The 21,375-nt window shown below is 69.4% G+C and carries 22 protein-coding genes; 7 read left to right on the top strand and 15 right to left on the bottom strand.

Annotation, left to right across the window (positions count from 1 at the left end; all coding sequences use genetic code 11):
• Positions 1–20: 20 nt before the first annotated feature.
• From DMC64_RS11990 to DMC64_RS11980, 3 genes are all read right to left on the bottom strand, one after another.
• Positions 21–383 (bottom strand): septum formation initiator family protein, encoded by a 363-nt coding sequence (locus DMC64_RS11990; RefSeq protein ID WP_123799156.1) that lies wholly within the window; start codon positions 381–383, stop codon positions 21–23.
• 195 nt (positions 384–578) lie between these two features.
• Positions 579–1,865, bottom strand: a complete 1,287-nt coding sequence (gene eno, locus DMC64_RS11985) for a phosphopyruvate hydratase (RefSeq protein ID WP_016337276.1) — start codon at positions 1,863–1,865, stop codon at positions 579–581.
• Positions 1,866–1,968: 103 nt separating this feature from the next.
• Positions 1,969–2,457 (bottom strand): glyoxalase/bleomycin resistance/extradiol dioxygenase family protein, encoded by a 489-nt coding sequence (locus tag DMC64_RS11980; RefSeq protein ID WP_125733522.1) that lies wholly within the window; start codon positions 2,455–2,457, stop codon positions 1,969–1,971.
• 71 nt (positions 2,458–2,528) lie between these two features.
• Here DMC64_RS11980 and DMC64_RS11975 point away from each other — a divergent pair, with 71 nt between their 5' ends.
• The gene (locus DMC64_RS11975) at positions 2,529–2,942 is read left to right on the top strand and encodes a tetratricopeptide repeat protein (protein WP_016337278.1); all 414 of its coding nucleotides are present in this window, start codon (positions 2,529–2,531) and stop codon (positions 2,940–2,942) included.
• Positions 2,943–2,970: 28 nt separating this feature from the next.
• On the opposite strand, the gene DMC64_RS11970 is transcribed toward DMC64_RS11975, so the two are convergent.
• Positions 2,971–3,540: a helix-turn-helix domain-containing protein gene (locus DMC64_RS11970; RefSeq protein WP_007028810.1), complete on the bottom strand. Its 570-nt coding sequence runs from the start codon at positions 3,538–3,540 to the stop codon at positions 2,971–2,973.
• Positions 3,541–3,594: 54 nt separating this feature from the next.
• On the opposite strand from DMC64_RS11970, the gene DMC64_RS11965 reads away from it, so the two are divergent.
• Entirely contained in the window at positions 3,595–4,515 is a 921-nt protein-coding gene (locus tag DMC64_RS11965) for an NAD(P)/FAD-dependent oxidoreductase (RefSeq protein WP_125733521.1), read from the top strand.
• On the opposite strand, the gene DMC64_RS11960 is transcribed toward DMC64_RS11965, so the two are convergent.
• Positions 4,488–5,192 carry a murein transglycosylase gene (locus tag DMC64_RS11960; protein ID WP_125733520.1) on the bottom strand — a complete coding sequence of 235 codons (705 nt, stop codon included), beginning with the start codon at positions 5,190–5,192 and terminating at the stop codon, positions 4,488–4,490. The genes DMC64_RS11965 and DMC64_RS11960 overlap by 28 nt on opposite strands.
• A 274-nt stretch (positions 5,193–5,466) precedes the next feature.
• On the opposite strand from DMC64_RS11960, the gene efeU reads away from it, so the two are divergent.
• Genes efeU through DMC64_RS11940 form a run of 4 tightly spaced genes read left to right on the top strand, consistent with a single transcriptional unit; the run spans position 5,467 to position 9,147 of the window.
• Positions 5,467–6,306, top strand: coding sequence for an iron uptake transporter permease EfeU (gene efeU, locus DMC64_RS11955; RefSeq protein ID WP_037340711.1), 840 nt, complete (start codon positions 5,467–5,469; stop codon positions 6,304–6,306).
• 4 nt (positions 6,307–6,310) lie between these two features.
• Complete coding sequence (gene efeO, locus DMC64_RS11950) at positions 6,311–7,441, top strand: iron uptake system protein EfeO (RefSeq protein ID WP_125733519.1); 1,131 nt, start codon at positions 6,311–6,313, stop codon at positions 7,439–7,441.
• Positions 7,438–8,703: an iron uptake transporter deferrochelatase/peroxidase subunit gene (gene efeB, locus DMC64_RS11945; RefSeq protein WP_125733518.1), complete on the top strand. Its 1,266-nt coding sequence runs from the start codon at positions 7,438–7,440 to the stop codon at positions 8,701–8,703. The genes efeO and efeB overlap by 4 nt, the downstream gene beginning before the upstream one ends.
• A gap of 33 nt (positions 8,704–8,736) precedes the next feature.
• Positions 8,737–9,147, top strand: a complete 411-nt coding sequence (locus tag DMC64_RS11940) for a PPOX class F420-dependent oxidoreductase (RefSeq protein WP_037340705.1) — start codon at positions 8,737–8,739, stop codon at positions 9,145–9,147.
• A 67-nt stretch (positions 9,148–9,214) separates the two neighbouring features.
• Here the strand turns inward: DMC64_RS11940 and DMC64_RS11935 are convergent, their stop codons facing one another.
• From DMC64_RS11935 to DMC64_RS11910, 6 genes are read right to left on the bottom strand one after another with little or no spacing between them, the layout of a single operon-like run.
• Positions 9,215–9,787 carry a hypothetical protein gene (locus DMC64_RS11935; protein ID WP_233629625.1) on the bottom strand — a complete coding sequence of 191 codons (573 nt, stop codon included), beginning with the start codon at positions 9,785–9,787 and terminating at the stop codon, positions 9,215–9,217.
• Positions 9,784–11,157 (bottom strand): hypothetical protein, encoded by a 1,374-nt coding sequence (locus tag DMC64_RS11930; protein WP_125733517.1) that lies wholly within the window; start codon positions 11,155–11,157, stop codon positions 9,784–9,786. Before DMC64_RS11930 ends, DMC64_RS11935 begins: the two co-directional genes overlap by 4 nt.
• On the bottom strand, positions 11,154–11,957 hold the full coding sequence (locus DMC64_RS11925; RefSeq protein ID WP_037342448.1) for an ABC transporter ATP-binding protein: 804 nt from the start codon (positions 11,955–11,957) through the stop codon (positions 11,154–11,156). Before DMC64_RS11925 ends, DMC64_RS11930 begins: the two co-directional genes overlap by 4 nt.
• Positions 11,958–11,974: 17 nt before the next feature.
• A complete protein-coding gene (locus DMC64_RS11920) occupies positions 11,975–12,790 on the bottom strand; it encodes a zf-HC2 domain-containing protein (RefSeq protein WP_125733516.1) in 816 nt (271 codons plus the stop codon).
• A complete protein-coding gene (locus DMC64_RS11915; protein WP_125733704.1) occupies positions 12,787–13,329 on the bottom strand; it encodes an RNA polymerase sigma factor in 543 nt (180 codons plus the stop codon). The genes DMC64_RS11920 and DMC64_RS11915 overlap by 4 nt, the downstream gene beginning before the upstream one ends.
• Before the next feature lie 54 nt (positions 13,330–13,383).
• Complete coding sequence (locus tag DMC64_RS11910) at positions 13,384–13,800, bottom strand: helix-turn-helix domain-containing protein (protein ID WP_037340693.1); 417 nt, start codon at positions 13,798–13,800, stop codon at positions 13,384–13,386.
• Between the two features lie 66 nt (positions 13,801–13,866).
• Between DMC64_RS11910 and DMC64_RS11905 the strand changes: the two genes are divergently transcribed.
• Complete coding sequence (locus DMC64_RS11905) at positions 13,867–14,781, top strand: NADP-dependent oxidoreductase (RefSeq protein ID WP_233629624.1); 915 nt, start codon at positions 13,867–13,869, stop codon at positions 14,779–14,781.
• Here the strand turns inward: DMC64_RS11905 and DMC64_RS11900 are convergent.
• The 4 genes from DMC64_RS11900 to DMC64_RS11885 form a co-directional block, all read right to left on the bottom strand.
• Positions 14,778–15,698 (bottom strand): MazG family protein, encoded by a 921-nt coding sequence (locus DMC64_RS11900; protein ID WP_125733514.1) that lies wholly within the window; start codon positions 15,696–15,698, stop codon positions 14,778–14,780. The two genes, DMC64_RS11905 and DMC64_RS11900, sit on opposite strands and share 4 nt — an antisense overlap.
• The gene (locus tag DMC64_RS11895) at positions 15,695–16,699 is read right to left on the bottom strand and encodes a hypothetical protein (protein ID WP_125733513.1); all 1,005 of its coding nucleotides are present in this window, start codon (positions 16,697–16,699) and stop codon (positions 15,695–15,697) included. The genes DMC64_RS11900 and DMC64_RS11895 overlap by 4 nt, the downstream gene beginning before the upstream one ends.
• A 69-nt stretch (positions 16,700–16,768) precedes the next feature.
• Positions 16,769–20,323 (bottom strand): transcription-repair coupling factor, encoded by a 3,555-nt coding sequence (gene mfd, locus DMC64_RS11890; RefSeq protein ID WP_037340682.1) that lies wholly within the window; start codon positions 20,321–20,323, stop codon positions 16,769–16,771.
• A 56-nt stretch (positions 20,324–20,379) separates the two neighbouring features.
• On the bottom strand, positions 20,380–21,294 hold the full coding sequence (locus tag DMC64_RS11885; protein WP_125733512.1) for an LLM class flavin-dependent oxidoreductase: 915 nt from the start codon (positions 21,292–21,294) through the stop codon (positions 20,380–20,382).
• Between the last annotated feature and the right edge of the window lie 81 nt (positions 21,295–21,375).

Raw genomic sequence — 21,375 nt, 5'->3', positions numbered from 1 at the left:
CTAAGGCTAAAGGGAGTGCTTCAGCCGCCCGCGACCTGATCCCACAGCTTCTCGTACCAGGAGCCCGCGGGCACCGGCTGCTGGCCTTGCGGCTGTCCCTGCTCGGGCGCCTTGTCCTCGGGGAGCTGCACGATGTACGGCGTCTCGCCGGGCTTCACGAAACCGAACCGCTTACGGGCCTCGGCCTCGATCTGCGCCGGGTCGCTCAGCTCGGCCTTGCGGCCTTCCAGCTGGGTGACGCTGCGCTGCAGTTCGGACTGCAGCTGCTGCTGTTCGTTCACCTCGGACTTCTGGCTGAGGTACGTGCGCAGCGGGACGGCGATGGTGAACGCGAGCGCGCACACCACGATCGCCACCACCGCGGCCCGGCGGGTGGTGGACATGCCGAGCACCTTCGCGGCACCCGATGCCCGTTTCGCCGCCAGGCTGCGGCGCAGCCGGGTTCGGGCGCGGACCTCCGTCGTCGTCGTGCGACGGGCACGCTCCGGCCGGCGACCCCTGCTGGAGCCGCCACCGCCCGCGCGCCCGCCGCTACGACGGGTCGTCGTCCGCGCCCTCCCCCGGTCCGCCATGGCTGATTACCCCTCCGGGCTGAACCGCGGGAACGCGAGGTCGCCGGCATAGCGAGCCGCGTCGGCGAGGGTCTCCTCGATGCGGAGCAGCTGGTTGTACTTGGCGATCCGCTCGCCGCGCGCCGGGGCGCCGGTCTTGATCTGGCCGACACCGGTCGCGACGGCGAGGTCGGCGATGAAGGTGTCCTCGGTCTCGCCGGACCGGTGGCTCATCATCGACTTGTAGCCGTAGGAGGTGGCCAGCGAGATCGCGTCGAGGGTCTCCGACAGGGTGCCGATCTGGTTGACCTTCACCAGCAGCGCGTTGGCGGCGCGGCGGGTGATGCCCTCTTCGAGGCGGTCCGGGTTGGTGACGAACAGGTCGTCGCCGACCAGCTGGACCTTCTCGCCGATCTCGGTGGTCAGCTGGACCCAGCCGTCCCAGTCGTCCTCGCTCAGCGGGTCCTCGATGGACACGAGCGGGTAGTCGCGGACGAGCTCGCCGTAGTAGGCGGACATCTGCTCGGCGCTCTTCTTCGCGCCTTCGAAGGTGTACGCGCCGTCGGAGAAGAACTCCGTCGCGGCGACGTCGAGCGCGAGCGCGACGTCGCGGCCCGGGGCGTACCCGGCCTTTTCGATCGCCTGAAGGATCAGGTCGAGCGCTTCGCGGTTGTTCTTCAGGCTGGGCGCGAAACCGCCTTCGTCACCGAGGCCGGTCGCCAGGCCGCGGCCCTTCAGGACCGACTTCAGCGAGTGGTAGACCTCGGTGCCCCAGCGCAGGGCCTCGCGGAACGACTCGGCGCCGATCGGCGCGATCATGAATTCCTGGATGTCGACATCGGTGTCGGCGTGCGCGCCACCGTTGAGGATGTTCAGCATCGGCACCGGCAGCACGTGCGCGTTCGGCCCGCCGAGGTAGCGGAAGAGCTCCAGCTCGGCCGACTCCGCGGCGGCCTTCGCGACGGCGAGCGAAACACCGAGGATGGCGTTCGCGCCGAGGCGGGACTTCGCCGGCGTGCCGTCGAGGTCGACCAGCTTCTGGTCGACGATGCGCTGGTCGACGGCGTCGGTGCCGACCAGGTCCGGGCCGATCTCGTCCAGGACGGCCGCGACCGCGCGCTCGACACCCTTGCCGTTGTACCGGCCGGTGTCGCCGTCACGCAGCTCGACGGCTTCGTGTTCGCCGGTGGACGCACCCGAGGGGACCGCGGCCCGCGCCAGCGTGCCGTCGTCGAGAGCCACCTCCACTTCGACCGTCGGGTTGCCTCGCGAGTCCAGAATCTCGCGAGCGCCTACCTGCTCGATGAGCGCCACGCCATGCTCCTCATGTGGGTTGTGCCTGCGGTGACCGGGCCCAGCCTAGCCGTCACCGCAGTTCACCCGTTGGAGGCACGCGCCACATCGCGCCTGACCAGACCTATTCCTCGGCTGGTTCGTCCGCCCGGACTTCCTTCCAGCCCGACGGGAGCTCGACCGTGTCGGAGAACTGCTGCCAGAAGGTCCAGCTGTTGCCGCCGATGTCAGAGACGGTGAACACGCGGGCGCCGTACGGCTGGTCCTGGGGCGCGTCGATGTCGGCGTCGTCGCCCAGCGCGGCGCGGACCCGCTCGTACTGCGCGTCGGCGTCGGCGACGTAGACGATGTTCAGCTGCCCGACCGGGCCGTCGACGCCCTTGGCCTGCCAGTACTCGGGGCCGACCCCGGCCAGCTGGATCTTGGCCGGACCGGCGCACAGCGTGGCCTGGAACACCTCTCCCGAGCCGTCGGCGAAGCGCACTTCCTCGGTGAACCCGAACACTCTGACCAGCCACGCGACCGCCTCGGTGGCGTCGGCGTAGTAGAGGTACGGCGCGAGCCCGAGGTATCCGGGCTCGTTTTCGGGCCTATCCGCTTCGGTACTGCTCATGGCAGGACAGTCCACCATGACCGTTTCAGCAGTCGAGATCGGCCCTGCCCAGGCGTATCGTGGAGCGGACCATGATGGATGCCGAACCCGCCCCAGAACCCGGCCCGGACCCGTCCGGCGAGTCACGGTTCCGCGCCTTCCGACAGGCTGAGGCGCTGGTCGAAAGCCGGAGGCCGCTCGACGCCCTCAAGGCACTCGAGCCCTTGCTGGAACACGAAACCGACAAACCGAGTGTTCAGTTGCTGGCGGGCCGCGCGTACTTCCACTCCGCACAGTTGCGGCGGGCGGAGCGTGCCTTCACCCGGGTGCTGGAGCTGGATCCCACCGATCATTACGCGCGGTTCGTACTCGGACGGACCCTCCAGCGCCTCGGCCGGTTGACCGAGGCGCTCGCGCAGATGCGGATCGCGTCGGCGATGCATCCGATCCCGGAGTATCTGGAGGCGATCAGCGAGGTCAGCGCGCGGATCGCGTTGCGCGACTGAGCCGCCGGGGAGCAAGGGACCTTTGCTCTCATTTCGACCTGGCCCGCAGATGCGCCCGTTCGCCCTGCTTGCCGAACAGCACCAGCAGCTCCACCGGTCCCGGCCCCGCGCTGCCGAACCAGTGCGGCACCCGAGTGTCGAACTCGGCGGCCTCGCCGGGCCCCATCGTGAAGTCGCGATCGCCGAGCAACGCCCGCAACCGTCCACTGAGGACGTACATCCATTCGTAGCCCTCATGGGTGCGCTGCACCGGCTCGATGTCCTCGACCGGGATCAGCAGTTTGAACGCCTGCGGTTGCCCGGGCTGCGCGGTCAGCGCCCACGCGGTGAACCGGCCGAACTTCTGTGCCTTCATCCGGACCCGCGGATCGGCGGGTTCGGGTTCGCCGACCAGTTCGTCGAGCGGGACCTGATGCGCCGCCGACAGCGTGAGCAGCAGCTCCAGCGTGGCCTTCCGCGTGCCCGATTCGAGCCGCGAGAGCGTGCTGGCGGAGATCCCCGTCGCCTCCGAAAGCGCGGAGAGGGTGGTACCGCGTTCCTTGCGAAGGGCCTTGAGTTTCGGGCCGACCTCGGCGAGCCGCCGTTCGATGTCCTCCATGTCTCCAGTTTGCCAAATCGGCAATGAACTTTGCCAACTTTCGCGGAGATCCGGATGCTCGGGACCATGAGCGAAGAATTCGACGTGGTGATCATCGGTGGTGGCGTCGCGGGCCTCAGCGCGGCATTGGTACTGGGCAGGGCGCGGCGCAAGGTGGCCGTGATCGACGGCGGCACCCCGCGCAACGCGCCCGCCGCGCACGCACACGGTTTCCTGACCAGGGACGGCATTCCACCCAAAGAACTACTGGAGATAGGGCGTGACGAAGTCCGCGCGTACGGCGTCGAAATCATCGACGACGTCGTCCACCGGCTGCGCCACGACAAGGCGGTGGAACTGGCGAGCGGGCGGGTCGTCGGCGGACGGCGGATCGTGGTGACCACCGGGCTGGCCGACGAACTGCCGGACGTCCCCGGCGTCGCGGAGCGCTTCGGCGCCGACGTGCTGCACTGCCCGTATTGCCACGGCTGGGAGGTGCGCGACCAGCGGTTCGGCGTGCTCGCCACGTCCGAGAAGTCGGTCCACCAGGCGCTGATCGTCTGGCAGTGGAGCAAGGACTTGACCTTCTTCACGCATACCCAGCAGCTCTCGGCCGAAGACCGGGCGAAGCTGACCGGGCTGGGCGTCCGGATCGTCGACGGGAAGGTGTCCGAGCTCGCCGTCGAAAACGACCGGCTGACCGGCGTCCGGCTCGCCGACGGCGAATTCGTCGAACGCGACGTCGTGTTCGTCGGCCCGAAGTTCGTCCCGCACGACCGGCTGCTCGCCCAGGTCGGCTGCGCCCGTACCGAAACGGGCTCGATCGCGGTGGACGCACAGGGCCGCACGAACGTCGACGGTGTCTGGGCGGCGGGGAACGTCGTCGATCCGATGGCGCAGCTCGTCGTCGCGGCGGGCGACGCCTACCGGATGGCGGCGGCGCTCAACTTCGATCTGGTGCTCGAAGATCAGGGCGCGACGCTGGCGTCCGCGTAGGTGTCGGCCGCGCTGAACACTTCCTGGACGTAGGGCACCGCGGGGTTGAACACCCGCATCGACTTCCACCAGCCGTCCGGGGTGGCGACGTCGTCGCCGGCGGCGCAGAGGTAGCGGGCGGTGGCGAAGGCTGCGTCGTCGAGGTCCTTCGGATCCGGCTGTTTGCCGTCGCTCCTGGCCCGGGCGGAGTGCTTGGCCCAGATCTCGGGCGGGAGCGTGATCGGACCGGGCCTGCCCTGCGCCGTCTCGACGTGGGAGATTCCGGCGAGGGTCGCCCACGAGAGATGACAGCCCGGCTTCTGCCGCCGCAGCCACATCTCGGCCCGGCCGTAGGCGGACAGATCGGTGACGGAGAGCCGGGTCTTCGCGGCCACGCGCTTCGCCCAGGTCTCCAATTCGGCCGCGTCGGAAACGGTGGGCCGGTCGGGCGGCGCGGCGAGCCCGGCACGCGGCGTCGCCACCCCGGGCTGCGGCTTCTGGTCGGGGACCGCGAGCGCGGGCTGGGGCTGAGGTGCCGGAGGCGGTTCCTCGCCGGCAGGCCGGTTCACCCCGACCGTCATGATCAGCACCACGCCCGTGAGCACGAGCCCGCCCGCGAAGGCGAGCCTGGGGACGTACGGCGGCAGAGGGCGCGCTGGATGCTCCGGGGCGTCGGTGCTCTGGGCGGTTTCGGCCACCCGGACAGGTTACTTCGCCACACTTCCGGGCGATGACCCATTCGGCTTACGAAGCCAACTGACGGTAAAGCGAATCGGTAACCGGTCCTCGGCGGCCGATTCGTTATCTGAAGCACCGAGTTCGCGCTGACCTGGGAATGCTTCGAAACACCCCGTCCGATCAAGGTCTCTTCATGCGTTTCGTCCAGTTCTGGACCGTGTCACTCCCCCTGGACTTTCAGGGAAGCCTTACCTAAAACCAGGAGGTTCAGTCGGCACGACCAGGGAGAACGACGTGTGGTTCGCGAGTGCGCTCATCGGCCTGCGTGAAGGCCTCGAAGCGGCCCTCGTCGTCAGCATCCTCGTCGCGTTCCTGGTCAAGACCGAACGACGGCACGCGCTGCGCTGGGTCTGGCTCGGGGTCGGCGTCGCGGTCGCGCTGTCGGTCGGGGTCGGCGCGATCCTCACCTATTCCACCGCCCAGCTGACCTTCGAACAGCAGGAGCTGCTCGGCGGCACGCTGTCGATCGTCGCGGTCGGTTTCGTGACGGCGATGATCTTCTGGATGCGCAAGGCGTCGAGGACGATCGCCGCGGAACTGCGCGGAAAGCTCGACGAAGCGCTCGACGTCGGCCCGGTCGCGGTGCTCGTCCTGTCGTTCTTCGCCGTCGGCCGCGAAGGCCTGGAGACGGCGGTGTTCTTCTATTCCACCGTGCAGACCGCGCAGGGCGGCACGACCGAGCCGTTGATCGGTTTCAGCGCGGGCATCCTCGTCGCGGTCGTGCTGGCGTACCTGATCTACCGCGGCGCCGTCCGGTTCGACCTCGGCAAGTTCTTCACGATCACCGGTGTCCTGCTGGTGTTCGTCGCGGCGGGCGTCCTCGGCTACGGCCTGCACGACCTGCAGGAGGCCGCCTTCCTGCCCGGGCTGACCACGCTCGCGTTCGACGCGTCGGCCGTCCTGCCGGAGGACAGCTGGTACGGCGCGCTGCTCAAGGGGATCTTCAACTACTCGCAGCAGACGACGGTCCTGCAGGCCGTCGCGTGGGTCGCCTACGTGGCGATCGTGCTGCCGCTGTTCCTCAGGCCCAAGAAGAAGGCCACGGCACCCGCCGCGGCCGCGATCAAGGAGTGACCTCGTGTCTCGTCGATTCCCGCTCGTCGCGCTCGCCGGCGTCGGCGCCATCGTGCTCACCGCCTGCGGTGGCGGCGAGGAAACGCCCACCGCGGCCGGCGGCCCGATCAAGGTCGAAGCCTCCGACTCGGCCTGCGCCGTCTCGGCGACCACCGCGAACGCGGGCAACGTGACCTTCGAGATCACCAACAAGGGCACCAAGGTCACCGAGTTCTACCTCTACGCCGAGGGCGACCGGATCATGGGCGAGGTCGAGAACATCGCGCCGGGGCTGAACCGTCGGCTCATCGTCGAGGTCGCCGAAGCGGGCAAGTACCAGACCGCGTGCAAACCCGGTATGACCGGCACCGGCATCCGCGGCGACTTCACCGTCACCGGCGGCGGCGCGAAGCAGAACGACCCGAACTCGCAGAAGGCGCAGGCGGTCAAGAGCTACGCGGAGTACGTCGCGAACAACACCAAGGCGCTCGACGAGGAGACCGCCAAGTTCGTCGCGCTGGTGAAGGCGGGCAAGGTCGACGAGGCGAAGGCCGCGTACGCTCGCACGCGCGTCTACTTCGAGCGGGTCGAGCCGGTGGCCGAGAAGTTCGGCGACCTCGACCCCAAGATCGACGCGCGCGAGGCAGACCTCGAACCGGGCCAGAAGTTCACCGGATTCCACCGGCTGGAGAAGGATCTCTGGGTGACCGGCCTGCAGGCCGACTCGCCGCAGATCGCCGACCAGCTCCTCGCCGACGTCAAAGAACTGGTGACCAAGTCGGCGTCGATCGAGCTGAACGCGCTCGACCTGGCCAACGGCGCCAAGGAACTGCTCGACGAGATCGCCACCGGAAAGATCACCGGCGAGGAGGAGGCGTTCTCGCACACCGACCTCTCGGACTTCCAGGGCAACCTCGACGGTTCGAAGGCCGCGATCGCCTCGCTGCGTCCGCTGCTGCAGGCGAAGGACCCGGCCTTGGTGTCCACTTTGGACAAGGAGTTCGGCAACGTGCAGGCACTGCTGGACAAGCAGCGTGAAGGCGACGGCTTCAAGCTGTACACCACGCTGAGCCAGGACCAGGTCAAGGAATTCGCGTCGGCGGTGGACGCGCTGAGCGAACCGCTGAGCAAGGTCGCCGAGGTCGCGGCGCAATGACCGGCGCGGAGCACACCCCGGTCACCCGCCGGAAGCTGTTCGGCATGGCGGGCGCGGGCGCCGCCCTGGTCGGGACCGGGGCGGCGGCGGGCTTCGGCGCGAACCAGCTCCTCGGTGGGGACAGCCCGGCGCAGGCGGCGCAGAGCGTCGTCGAGTTCCACGGCGAGCACCAGGCCGGGATCGTGACTCCCGTGCAGGAGAACCTGCATTTCGTCGCGCTGGACGTGACGACGAAGGATCGCGAAAAGCTGGTCAAGCTGCTGCGCACGTGGACGGACGCGGCGCGGCGGATGACCGCGGGCCAGGAGGTCGGGACGGGAGGCGCCGTCGGTGGCGCCCCCGCCGCCCCGCCGAGCGACACCGGCGAGGCACTCGATCTGGCGGCGTCCTCGCTGACGCTGACGATCGGTTTCGGCCCGTCGCTGTTCGACGACCGGTTCGGGCTCGCCTCGAAAAGGCCCGCCGCGCTGATCGATCTCCCCCTGTTCCCCCAGGACAAACTCGACCCCGCGCGTAGCGGCGGCGACATCTGCGTCCAGGCTTGCGCGGACGATCCGCAGGTGGCGGTGCACGCCATCCGGAACCTGGTGCGGCTGGGTTTCGGCGTCACGGCGGTGCGCTGGTCGCAGCTCGGGTTCGGCCGCAGCTCGTCGACGTCGCGGGCGCAGGCCACGCCGCGGAACCTCTTCGGGTTCAAGGACGGGACGCGCAACATCAAGGCCGAGGAGACCGACGTCCTGCGCGACCAGGTGTGGGCGACGGCCGAAGACGGGCAGCCGTGGATGGCGGGCGGGTCGTACCTCGTGGCCAGGCGGATCCGGATGCACATCGAGACCTGGGACCGGGAATCGCTGAAGGGGCAGGAAGGGATCGTCGGCCGGTCGAAGGGCTCGGGCGCGCCGCTGGGCCAGGCCGCCGAATTCGACACCCCCGATTTCCAGGTCGGCGGCGCCGGCGGCGAGAAGCTGATCCCGGAGGACTCCCACGTCCGGCTGGCCTCGCACGAAAACCTGAACGGGGCACGGATCCTGCGACGCGGCTACAACTTCGTCGACGGTTCCGACGGTGTCGGGCATCTCGAAGCCGGGCTGTTCTTCCTCGCCTTCAACCGGGACACGCGCAAGCAGTTCGTGCCGATGCAGCAGGCGCTGTCGTCGAAGGACGCGATGATGGAGTACCTGCAGCACACCGGATCCGCTCATTTCGCCGTGCCGCCGGGCGTGCGCGAAGGCGGTTTCTGGGGCGAGGGCCTGTTCTCTTGACCTCCAGTTAAGTGGAGGTCGCACACTGGGCCCATGTTCAGTGAAGCGGAACTCGACTACCTCGCCGCCCAAGGTCTCGGACGGCTCGCGACGGCGCAGCCGGACGGCACGCTGCAGGTCAGCCCCGTCGGCTACGCCTACAACACCGAGACCAAGACGATCGACATCACCGGCTACGAACTGGCGAAGAGCAAGAAGTTCCGGAACGTGGCCGCGAACGGGCAGGCCGCGTTCGTGGTGGACGACATGCCTTCACAGGACCCGCCTCGGATCCGCTGCCTCGAGATCCGCGGCCGGGCCGAGGCGCTCACCGGCGCCCGCACGGCCGACGGGCATTTCGACGGCGCGGTGATCCGGATCCACCCGTCGCGGATCATCAGCCTCGGTGTCGACGACCCGGACCACGATCCGCTCGATCTCGTTCCGCACAACCGGAACGTCTGAGCCCCGCGGATGTCATGAAAGGGCCGTTCCTGACGAAAAACGTCAGGAACGGCCCTTTCATGACATTTCAGCGGCGGTTGCCGAAGACCGCGTAGCTCCCGAGGCCCGTCACGGCCAGCACCGCGGCCGTCCACGTGGCCTCCGCGACACCGGCCGGCTGGAAGAGCCAGGTGATCACCAGGTGCGCGCTCTCCGTACTCGACGTGGTGGCCCAGACCACGAACGCGACCGCGAAGCCGAGCAGCGGCAACGTCCACCCGAAGGCCCCGCCGAACAGCACCGCGGCGATCCCGGCGAGACCGAGGAGCCCGCCCGCGTTCCGCACGATGATCTCCACCGGGACCCGCCCCGTCTCCCACAGCCGCGGCAGCAGCGCGGCACCGGCGCCGAGGCCGCCGATCAGCAGGAGATGCAGGACGCGGCGGGGCGCCCAGCGGATCGCGGCGGTCCGGTCGAGGTCGGCGTCCTGCCCGCTGAGGCCGATGGCGGTGACCGCGATCGCCACCAGGAGCGCCAGGGAGACCGGGACCTCCGTCCAATGGTCCCGCGCGAGGAACCAGATCACGGCCATGCTCACCGCCAGTCCCGCGAAGGACGCGGGCACGGCGCGGGAGCGGGCGTACAACACCGCCCATCTCATCGCGCACCGCCGAGCAGGATGCCGAGCTGGTCACCTTCGCAGGTCAGGCCCGCCCGCCGCTGCGCGATGATCCGCTCCCGCTGCACATCGGGCGGAAGGGCACGGAAGACCTCCCACTTCCGCACGACCTCGTTCTTCGTGTCGTCGCTCAGCCAGGAAGCCCCGGTCACCTTCCATTCGCCGAGGAACCAGCTCGCCGAGATGGACCGCGCGGCGAGTTCGTCCAAAAAGGACTTGTTGACACCGCGCGGGCTGTAGCAGGTCGGCGTCCCGGAGCCGGCGACCAGTGTCCGCGTCATGTCGTCCGAATTCAGGACCGAACGGATGGACCAGTCCACCAGGTCCACGTAGACGGTGTCAGCGGCACGCGGCGGCACCTCGTCGTAGCCCAGCCGCCGGTCCAGTACCGCGACCTTCACCGGCGCGTCCGGCAAGGTTCCCAACAGCCGCAACGCTTCCCTGCCCGGACCGGCGAGGCGAGGCAGCTCGGCTTCGAGCATGCGGGGGACGCAGACCGGGCCGTCGCAGACCATCTCCGTCGCGGCCGGGTCGGACACCTCGGCTTCGGCCGTGTCGCCGGGAAGAACGGGCAAGGCGATCACGACCGCCGCCAGCGCCGGGACGACGGCGAGCCACTTCGCCCGCTTGGTGCGGGCTGCCAGCAGGAGGAATCCGGTCACGGCCAGTCCGGCGAGCCAGACCCCCTGCCCGAGATCCATCCAGCCCGCTGTGGTCTTGAACGGATCCCTGACGACGTCCATCGCGGGAGACAGCAAGGAGACCCGGAACGGCACGATCCCGGCCAGCACGCTGCCCTCCGCCCCGGCGAACTGGAACAGGAGCACGACCACGAAGGCGGCGACGGCCACCGCGGGCGCGGTCAGCGGATGCGGCAGCAACCGGCCGATCCCGAGCCCGAACCAGGCGCCCGCGAGCATCGCGAGCACCCCGACCACGACGATCGGCAGCCAGCCGAAGGTGAAGAATCCGCCGTTGAAGGCGGCCTGGACACCACCGACGGCGAAGATCAGCAGGAAGCCCAACGCCAGGAGGCCGCCCAGCGCGCCGGCGAGTTTCGCGGCCCGCTGCCAACCGGGACGCGGCATGGTGGTCATGAGTTCGACCGTGCCGGACCGGCTGTCGCGCATGCCTTGGATGACCCCGGCGCCGATCGCGATCGGCCACAGGAACACCAGTAGGAACCGGCTCCACTCCGCGGCGTGCGTCCAGTGCTCGTCCCAGGCGAGCGGCGGCTTCGTCCACGGACCGCTGAACGAATAGAGGAAGCCGAACGCGACGACGAGGATCGCGAGCGTGGCCCAAGGGGCGATGGAACGGCGGGCTTCGGTCCGCAGGACGCGAGTGTTCACCAGTTCCCCTTCCCCGGCTCGTGCCCCAGCAGCGCCGAGTAGCCGCGCTCGATCGGGCTGTCGCCGACGTGCTCCTCGCTCCCGGCCGCGGCCAGTTCGTCCGGAGTGCCCTGGAAGACGAGCTTCCCGTTTTCGAACAGGACGACGTCGGTGCACGCCGTCGCGACGTCCTCGACGAGATGCGTCGAGACGACGACGCAGGCGTCCCGGCCCAGTTCCTGCATGAGCTCCCGGAAGCGCACACGTTGCGCCGGATCGAGTCCGGCGGTCGGCTCGTCCAGCAGGAGGATGTCCGGATCGTTGACGATCGCCTGCGCGATCCCGACCCGCCGCACCATTCCGCCGGACAGTGTCTTCATCCGGTCGTCGGCGCGATCGGCGAGGCCGACGCGTTCGATCGACCGCTGCACCGCCGCCGGAATGTCCTCTTTGGACATTTCCTTGAGCCAAGCGATGTACTCGACGAACTCGCGGACGGTGAATCGCTTGTAAAAACCGAAATTCTGCGGCAGATAGCCGATACGGCGGCGCAGGCGGCGCTGATCGGTGAACCCCCCGACGGATTCACCGAGCAGCGTCAGCCCTCCCTCCGCCGGCCGGAGCACCGTCGCCAGTGCCCGGATCAGCGTGGTCTTCCCAGCCCCGTTCGGGCCGAGCAGACCGTGCACCCCCGTGCCCAGGTCCAGGTCGAGCCCGTTCACGGCGAACTTGCGTTTGCCGACCCGGACCTTCAGCCCCTCCGCCTTGATCTGCCACGCGTAGGTCGTCGGCGCGACCTCCGCGGCCCCGACAGCACGCATCATGTTCTCCCCTTCGTTCAACGTTCGGATCCGGTGAGCAGGCCGAAGACGCTCCGCCGGAGCACCACCACGACCGCGGTCACCGCGAAGATCGCGCCCCATACCGGGAGCAGCCGGGGTTCGAGCGCGGTGGCACGCCCTTGTGAAGCCACCGCGGGCGCCAAGATCACCGCCACCCAGACCCCGGCGAGGACATAGGCCGCCCGCACCACGCCGATCAGCCCGCCGAGAGCGAGCGTCCCGGTGGTGAAGGCCAGGCTCGGCATGAGACCGAGCCCGAATCCGCCGCCGCCGAGCCAGCTCGAAAGGGCCTGGATCGGCAAGACGACGGCGAGGACCGCCGTCGTCCGGCGGAGCAGCAGGTAGAGACCGGCCCTCGGCGTCGAAGTGACGAGTTCGTACGCGGGGTCGAGCCCCTTCGCCCACGACACCGCCACCCCGAGCACCGGCAGGACCGGCGAGAACAGCTGGACGAACGAGTAGCCCTTGCTCCCGGTGAACCCGACCCCGTCCAGCAGGACACCGATCGCCGGGATCAGGAGGATCATCGCCAGCCACGGCAGCATCACCGGCGTCACCCAGGTGTGCAGCCGTCCGGCCCACCGCCTCGGCATCGGGCTCGGCCCCGCTTCGGCGAGTTTCGGCCCCAGCCCGGCCCAGACGTCGTCCACCAGCGCAGACACCGACGGCAGACTGATCGCGGACAGCCGTCCCCGGCATTCCGCGCACGATTCGAGATGGGCTTCGACCGCCCAGACCTCGTCACCGGCCAAGCCGTCGTCGCCGAGGACGTAACCGGCGAGGAGCTGTTCGGACACGTGTTCCTTGTTCACGACAGCGCCTCCCGCATCGCGATCCGAGCCCGCCTGGCGCGGGTTTTGACGGTTCCTTCCGGCACACCGAGCAGCACCGCGGTCTCGCGGACGGTCAGCCCGTCGAGCACCATGGCCTGCAGGACCTGTCGGAGTTCGGGAGCGAGCCGTCGCAACGCGTCACCTACGTGGTCACCGACCGCACCGGCCAGTGCCTCGTCCTCGGCCGCGGGTGCGACGGCCGTTTCCGCGACCGGCAGCGGCTGCGCGAACTTCGCCCGGCGGCGGAAGGAGTCGACCAGCCGCCTCGCGGCGATCGTCCACAGCCAGCCGACGGCACTTCCGCCGACGGCCGCACCGGCGAACGCACCGGCCGCGCGCCAGACCGCGAGGTAGGTCTCCTGCATCACCTCGGCGACGATCTGCTCGTCGGCGCAGCGACGGCGCAGGCGCACGGCCAGCCACGGCGACGTGCGGCGGTAGAGCTCCTCGAACGCCGCGCGGTCGCCTTTGGCGGTGCGGCGGACGAGCTGCTCTTCGTCCGGTTCCGTTCCCTTCACATCCGGCAAGACGCCGAGATCACCGAACCGGTTCTCACCCGATTGTGTTCCGCATCACAGCGGCCGGACGGCTTCGGCGGCCTTCTCGTCGAAAGCGGAACGTGAAGCGAGGATCTGGTCGACGTTTTCGACGGCCCATTCGGCGACGGCGTTCGTCAGCCTGCCGACGTCGACGCCGAGCGGCGTGAGCCCGTACTCCACCCGCGGCGGAACGGTGGGATAGACGTCGCGCCGGATCAGCCCGTCCCGCTCCAGCGAGCGGAGCGTCTGGGTCAGCATCTTCTGCGTGATCCCGTCGAGCAAGCGGCGAAGTTCGCTGAACCGCATCGGCCGTTCGTAGCGCCGGATCGCGCCGAGGACGTACAGCGCCCACTTGTTCGCGAGCACTTCGATGACCGTCCTGGACGGGCAGTCACGGCCGTGCACGGCCACCCATTCCTCGAACAACCGCCGCTCGTCGAAGGTACCCATGAGGTACCTAGATATCAGTGGAGTGCCTACTTCACAACAGGTACCGGCCGCGAAATGCTCGTTTCCATGCGGAAGATCCAGCAAGTCTCCTTCGGCGGACCCGGCGTCCTCGAACTCACCGAATCCGAAAAACCCGTTCCGGGCGCGGGCCAGGTCTTGGTGCGCGTCTACGCGGCCGGGGTCAATCCGGCCGATTGGAAGATTCGGAACGGGCTGGTCATCGGCGAACTGCCGCTGACAGTCGGCCTCGATTTCTCGGGTGTGGTCGATTCGGCCGGGACACGGTTCCAGCCCGGGGACGAGGTCTACGGCGTCACGTTCCCGCCGAACGGCTCGTACGCCGAGTACGTCGCGGTCAGCGAAGACGCGCTCGCACCGAAACCGAAAAGTCTGAATCACGTCGAGGCTGCCGCGCTCCCCATCGCGGCGCTGACCGCGTGGCAGCCGTTCACCAGGGTGTTCCCGGTCGGACCGGGACACCGGGTGCTCGTCCACGCCGCGGCGGGCGGGGTCGGACATCTCGCCGTCCAGATCGCGAAGGCCCGCGGCGCGTACGTCATCGGAACCGCCAGGGCGGCGAACCACGCGTTCCTGCGCGACCTCGGCGCTGACGAACTCATCGACCACACGGCCGACGATTTTGCGAAATCGCAGGTCGTGGACGTCGTGCTGGACCCGATCTCCGGGGATTACGGTCCCCGGTCGCTCGACATTCTCGAACCGGGCGGTTCGCTGATCGACATCGTCGGGCACGGCCCGGACCGGACGGAGGTCCGGCGGAAAGCCGCGGAACTCGGGGTCCGTTTCGACGAGTTCTACGTCTCCCCGTCCGGAACCGATCTGGCCGAAATCACCACTCTGGCCGACGCCGGTTCACTACGGGTCTCGATCGCCGAGGTCCTCCCGCTCGAACAGGCGGCGAAGGCACACGAACTGAGCGAGTCCGGACGCGTCCGGGGCAAACTCGTGCTGACGATCTAGCTCGGCCAGAACTTGCGCCAGCCGTCGGCCTCCAGCGTCGTCGGCTCCAGACCGGCGTCCCGGGCGGCCTGTTCGGCATCCCGGATGTCACGCGCGAACCGCTTCGCGACGGCGCGGAGCTCACCTTCGGGATCGATCCCCGCCCGGCGCGCGGTCGCGGCCACCCGGAACAGCTGGGCCGCCGCCTCGGTGCCGTCGGGGAACAGGTCGAGCGGGATCCCGGCCCGGCCGCTGCGCTGGCCGAGCTTCCCGGCGAGCGCCACGGCGGGCTGCCCGAGCGCGACACCGTCCACAATGGACTGACGGCTCTTCTCGGCCTGCTTCAGTTCTTCCCATTTGAGGTTCTGATCGCTGACGGTCTCGACCCGAGGAGCGTCGGCGAAGACATGCGGATGACGTCCGACGAGTTTCGCGACCAGGTCGGACGCGACCTCGTCGATCCCGAACGGATCGGCCGCGTCCTCGACGGCGACGCGCGCGTGGAAGAGAACCTGGAGCAGGACGTCGCCGAGCTCCTCGCGCAAGGCGACCCTGTCGCCCTCCTCGATCGCGTCGAGCAGCTCGTAGGTCTCCTCGACCAGGTACTGGCGCAGCGACTCGTGGGTCTGGACGGCGTCCCACGGACATCCGCCCGGCGAACGCAGGCGGTCCATCACCTCGGCGGCTTCGACCAGCGGCGGAACGGGCGCTTCGATCACCCGCGCGCCCGCCCTGATCAACGCCGCGGCCTTGGCCTCCCGGCGCGAACCCGCGATGAGCACGAGGTCGCGCACCTGCGTGTCACCGAGCGCGGGCACCCCGAAAACGTCGGGATCGACATCGGAAGCCGCGTACACGGCGGCGGTGCTTCGCAGGATCGGGAGTGCCGCGGCGGGCAGTGTCGCCCCGCGGGCGATCACGACGACGGCAGCGGTCACGGGTTTTGCGGCGCGGCACCGTGCACAGGCAGCACGATGCCCTTCTTCGAAGCTTCGTTGGGCGCGAGGTCCATGCCGACAACATCCCACACGCCGTAGCGCGGGTTCACCTTGAGGTCGACCTGGTCGAGGTACGGCTGGAGGAGCCGGATACCCACTCCGGCCAGCTGCTGAGCGCTCGGCTGCGCGGCCTGGTCCGACGCGACGGGCTTGTCGGCGGCCCGCTCGCGCACCACGACGACGACCCAAAGCGGCTGCTGCGGTGTCGGCTGGAAGGCGGCGACGGTGTTGGGTTCGAGACCGAACAGGACGGTGGCCGCGGTCGCGGGCGACTGCATCGCCGGCAGCTTCTGGCCGGTACCCGCCTGCGTGTCGGCGGTCTGCTGGTCCTGCGCGATCAGCTCGGCGGCCGCGTTCGGCGACGCGGCGAACTTCTTGGCCTTCTCGATCGCCTGCTCGCGCAGCTTGTCCGCGTCGGAACCGGTGGCGTCGGTCGAGGAGACCGAGCTGAAATCGAACGTGACGGTGAGCTTGTCCAGGTACTTCATCGCGAGCTGGGTCTGCAGCGCCGCGTCGACCAGTGCGTCGCGGTGGTCCCGCACCCGCGCCACGAGCTGCTGGACGCTCAGCGCGGGATCGTTCTGCGGGTTGGCCTCCATCGGCTTGGCCAGCGGGTCGTTCTGCAGCGCGTTCACGACGAGGGACTCGTCGACCCGGACGCCTTCCCGCTGAGCGGCACGCTCGGTGAGGTCGTGCAGGATCTCCTGCCGGACGATCTCGCGGCCGACGAGGTCGAGCTTGTGCTCACTGGCGAGCTGCTGCCCGTACGGGTGCTCACGGACGGCCTTGTCGATCAGCTGCTGCACACGATCCACCGAGACGGTCTTGCCGTCGATGATCACCGCGGCACCGACCTGCCCGGGACCGGCGTTGCACCCGGCGAGAAGGAGAGAACCGGCAAGAACCCCGACCAGCGCGCGACGGCGCCCCATGATCCGCATCACAGGGCCTACCCTCTCATACCGGCCCCGGCGAGAGAACCAGGTCATAAGTCGCGATTCGAGCTCGGCTCACGCGACGGGCGCCGGCGACTTCATCAGATTCGTCAGCAGCTTCGCGCACCAGTCCAGCAATTCCTCGTCGCGCAGCGCCGGGGCGCCCATGCGACCACCCGCCGGGCCCTCCGTCGGCTTCGGCACGGAGACCGTGTTCGTCACCGCCTTGTAGAGAGCCTTGGGGTACAAGCGCTTCAGCCGCACCATCTGCGAATCCGCCAGCGGCAGCGGCGCGAACCGGATCGACGTGCCCTGGACGGCGACCTCGGTGACGCCCGCCGCGCGGCAGGTGTGCCGGAACGCGGCGACCGCGAGCAGCCTCCGCACCGGGGCGGGCGGCTGACCGTAGCGGTCGATCAGTTCCTCGCGCACGGCGTCGAGCCCGGCCTGGTCGGGAGCCGCCGCGATCTTGCGGTACGCCTCCAGCCGCAGCCGCTCGCCCGGCACGTAGTCGTGCGGGATGTGCGCGTCCACCGGGAGATCGACGCGGACTTCGGCGAGCTCCTCCTCTTCGGAGGTTTCCGCGCCCGCGTGCCGCCGGAACGCGTCGACCGCCTCGCCGACGAGCCGCACGTACAGATCGAAACCGACTCCCGCGATGTGCCCGGACTGCTCCGCGCCGAGGATGTTGCCCGCGCCGCGGATCTCCAGGTCCTTCATCGCGACCGCCATACCGGCGCCCAGCTCGGTGTTCTGCGCGATGGTCGCGAGCCGGTCGTGCGCCGTCTCGGTGAGCGGCGCCTCCGGCGGGTACAGGAAGTACGCGTACCCGCGCTCGCGCCCACGCCCGACCCGGCCGCGCAACTGGTGCAGCTGCGCGAGCCCCAGCAGGTCACCTCGTTCCACCAGCAGTGTGTTGGCGTTCGAGATGTCCAGCCCGGTCTCGACGATCGTGGTGCAGACGAGCACGTCGTACTCGTTCTCCCAGAAACCCTGGATGATCTTCTCGAGTTTCTCCTCGTTCATCTGACCGTGCGCGGTGACGACGCGCGCCTCCGGCACCAGCTCGCGAATGCGCTTCGCGGCCTTCTCGATCGAGGAAACCCTGTTGTGCACGTAGAAGACCTGGCCGTCACGCAGCAACTCGCGCCGGATCGCGGCGCCGACCTGTTTGTCGTCGTACGCGCCGACGTAGGTCAGGATCGGGTGCCTGTCCTCGGGCGGGGTCAGGATCGTGGACATCTCGCGGATGCCGGCGAGCGACATCTCCAGCGTCCGCGGGATCGGCGTCGCCGACATGGTCAGCACGTCGACGTGCGTCCGCAGCGCCTTGATGTGCTCCTTGTGCTCGACGCCGAACCGCTGCTCCTCGTCGACGATCACCAGGCCGAGATCCTTGTACCGGATCCCGGTCTGCAGCAGGCGGTGCGTGCCGATCACGATGTCGACGTCGCCCGAAGCGAGCTGTTCGAGGATGGCGTCCGACTCCGGCTTCGAAGTGAAGCGCGAGAGCCCCTTGATCTTCACCGGGAACGAACTCATCCGTTCGGTGAAGGTGTTGAGATGCTGCTGCGCGAGCAGCGTCGTCGGCACCAGCACCGCGACCTGCTTGCCGTCCTGCACCGCCTTGAACGCCGCGCGCACCGCGATCTCGGTCTTGCCGTAGCCCACGTCGCCGCAGATGACGCGGTCCATCGGGACGCCGCGTTCCATATCCGACTTGACCTCGTCGATCGCGGCGAGCTGGTCGTTGGTCTCGGTGAACGGGAAGGCGTCCTCGAGTTCGCCCTGCCACGGGGTGTCCGGCGCGAACGCGTGCCCCGGCGCGGCCTGCCGCGCGGCGTAGAGCTGCACGAGTTCGGCGGCGATCTCCTTGACCGCCTTCTTCGCCTTGGCCTTGGTGTTCTTCCAGTCCGATCCGCCGAGTTTGTTCAGCGTGGGCAGCTCACCGCCGACATAGCGGGAGACCTCGTCGAGCTGGTCGGTCGGGACGAACAGCCGGTCCCCCGGATGCCCGCGTTTGGAGGAGGCGTACTCCAGCAGCAGGTACTCGCGGGTCGCACCGGCGACGGTGCGCTGCACCATCTCGACGAACCGGCCGATGCCGTGCTGATCGTGCACGACGTAGTCGCCCGCCTTGAGGGCGAGCGGGTCGACGGCGTTGCGGCGCCGCGACGGCATCTTGGTGCTGAAGTCCTTTGTGGACGTTCCGGCACCCGAGCCGCGACCGGTGAGGTCCGATTCGGACAGCACCACGAGGGCGCGCTCCGGCGAGACGAAACCGTCCGACAGACCGCCGCACGTCACCGTCACGACGCCCGGCGTCAGCGGACCGGTGATGCCTTCGGCGAGCGACGCGGGGACATCTCCCGCCGACAGCTGCTCGACGGCGCGGGCCGCGGTGCCGTGCCCGGCGACGACGAGCACGGCCGTCCCGCCCGCCGCAGTGTGGGCGCGCAGATCGGTCGTCGCGCGCTCGACCTCGCCGCGGTAGTTCGGCGCGGCCTCGATCGAGACGCGGTAGACGTCGGGATCGTCGCTGGCCAGCTGCGTCAGCGTCCACCAAGGGCGCTTCGTCTCCTGAGCGTGCTTCGCGATCTCCGCGAGGTCCCGGTACGCGGACGCGCCGAGGTCGATCGGCGCCTGACCGCCCGCGGCGGCCGTGGTCCAGGACGCTTCGAGGAACTCCTGCCCGGTGCGGACCAGGTCGGCCGCGCGGGCGCGGATCTTCTCCGGATCGGCCAGCAGCACGTGCGTGCCCTGCGGCATCGCGTCGGTCAGCAGGTCCAGCTCGCCCTCGCACAGCACGGGGATGAGCGCTTCCATGCCCTCGACGGGGATTCCGCCGGAGAGTTTGGTGAGCATCTCGGTGAGCTGCGCGTCCGCCTCGTACGTCGTCGCGAGCTCGGCGGCCTTCGCGCGGACCGGCTCGGTGAGCAGCAGCTCACGGCACGGCGGCGCGCTGACGTGCTGGATCTCCCCCGGCAGCGACCGCTGGTCGGACACCGCGAACGCGCGGATCTCGCTGACCTCGTCGCCCCAGAACTCGACCCGCACCGGATGCTGCGCCGTCGGCCCGAACAGGTCGAGGATGCCGCCGCGCACGGCGAACTCGCCACGCTTCTCGACCATGTCCACCCGCGTGTACGCGAGCTCGACCAGCCGATCCAGCAGCCCTTCGAAACTCTGCTCCTCGCCGACGACCAGGTCGATCGGCGCGAGCGAACCGAGCCCGGGCGCCATCGGCTGGATCAGGCTGCGGACGGTCGCGACGACGACGCGCAGACCGTCCGAGCCGGTCTTGAGCCGGTGCAGCACCTCCAGCCGCCGCCCGACGGTGTCCGCCCGCGGGGACAGCCGCTCGTGCGGCAGCGTCTCCCAGGACGGGAAGTCGACGACGGCGCCCTCGCCGAGGAACGACTTCAGGGAAGCGGTCAATTCGTCCGCCTCGCGGCCGGTGGCGGTCACCGCGAGCACGGGGCGGCCGGCGCCCTCGTCCGCGGCGAGGGCACCGGCGACCAGCTGGCGGGTGGCGATCGCGCCCTGGAGTTCGAGCACCGGGGCACCGGCCCGCTCCACGACCCCGCGAAGGGCCGGATCGGGAAGGATGGAATGAAGGAGTCCGGACAATGGAGCGTTTGTCACCGTCCCAGCCTACGTGGGGGCACCGACAGTCCGCCGCGCGATTACCGGGGCAGGGCGTCGAAGACCTTCGGGAGCTGCTCGTCGAACTCGGCCGGTTCCTGCGTCGCGATGCGGATCAGCAGGTGTTCGGCACCCGCGTCCTGGTACTGGCGCAACCGGTCGGCGACCTGCTCCGGGCTGCCCGCGACCAGCATTTGGATCTTCTCGACGAAGTCCAGCGGGACGCCGTAGTTCCGCTGTGCGTAGTCCTCCAGCCGCTCGCGTGCCCTGATCGGGTCATCCTCGATGAGCACTGTCGCGAACAGCGCCGGCGTCACGGGGCGTACGGCCGTTTCGCGGATCTTCGCGAGACCGTCGGTGTAGTCCGCGACGTCGGGCGGATACGGCAACCAGCCGTCGTAAAGCCGCCCCGCACGCTTCAGCGCGCCCGGGGTGAAGGCGGCCAGCCACACCGGCGGGCCACCGGGACGGTGCGGTTCCGGGTACTCCGGCAGGGTGTCGTAGTGCAGCACGTCGCCGTGGAACGGGCCGCTCTTCCCGCTCCAGACGTGCCGCCACAACGCGACGATGTCGTCGAGCCGGGCGCGGCGGCGTTCCCACGGGACCCGGGTGAAGGCGAATTCGGGTTCGCTGCGACCCGCGAATCCGGCACCGACGCCGAGCGTGACGCGGCCCTGGCTGAGCAGGTCGAGCGAGAGGATCGCGTTCGCGGAAAGGAGCGGATCCCGCAACGCCGGCAGCAGCGCGGCGGTGCCGAGGGTGACCCGCTCGGTTCTGGCGGCGAACGCGGCGAGCAACGTCAAGGAATCGATGGGCGCCTTCGCGAGCGTGTCCCCGACCCAGACCGAATCGAAGCCGAGGCGTTCGGCTTCGACCGCGACGGCGACCATTTCCGGCGCGGTGCGCCCGGCGTCGAGGGTGGACCGATAACTGGGGACGACCAGACCGAATTTCATGCCGGAAGCATCTCCGCGGTGGGGAATCGTCTCAATTCCTTCGAGGGAATGGCGACGCCGACGACGTCTCGGCCAAGATGA

This window comes from Amycolatopsis sp. WAC 04197 (assembly GCF_003947475.1).
GTDB lineage: Bacteria > Actinomycetota > Actinomycetes > Mycobacteriales > Pseudonocardiaceae > Amycolatopsis > Amycolatopsis japonica.
Note: the sequence above shows the minus strand (reverse complement) of the source record. Positions and strands in the feature narration are given on the sequence as shown.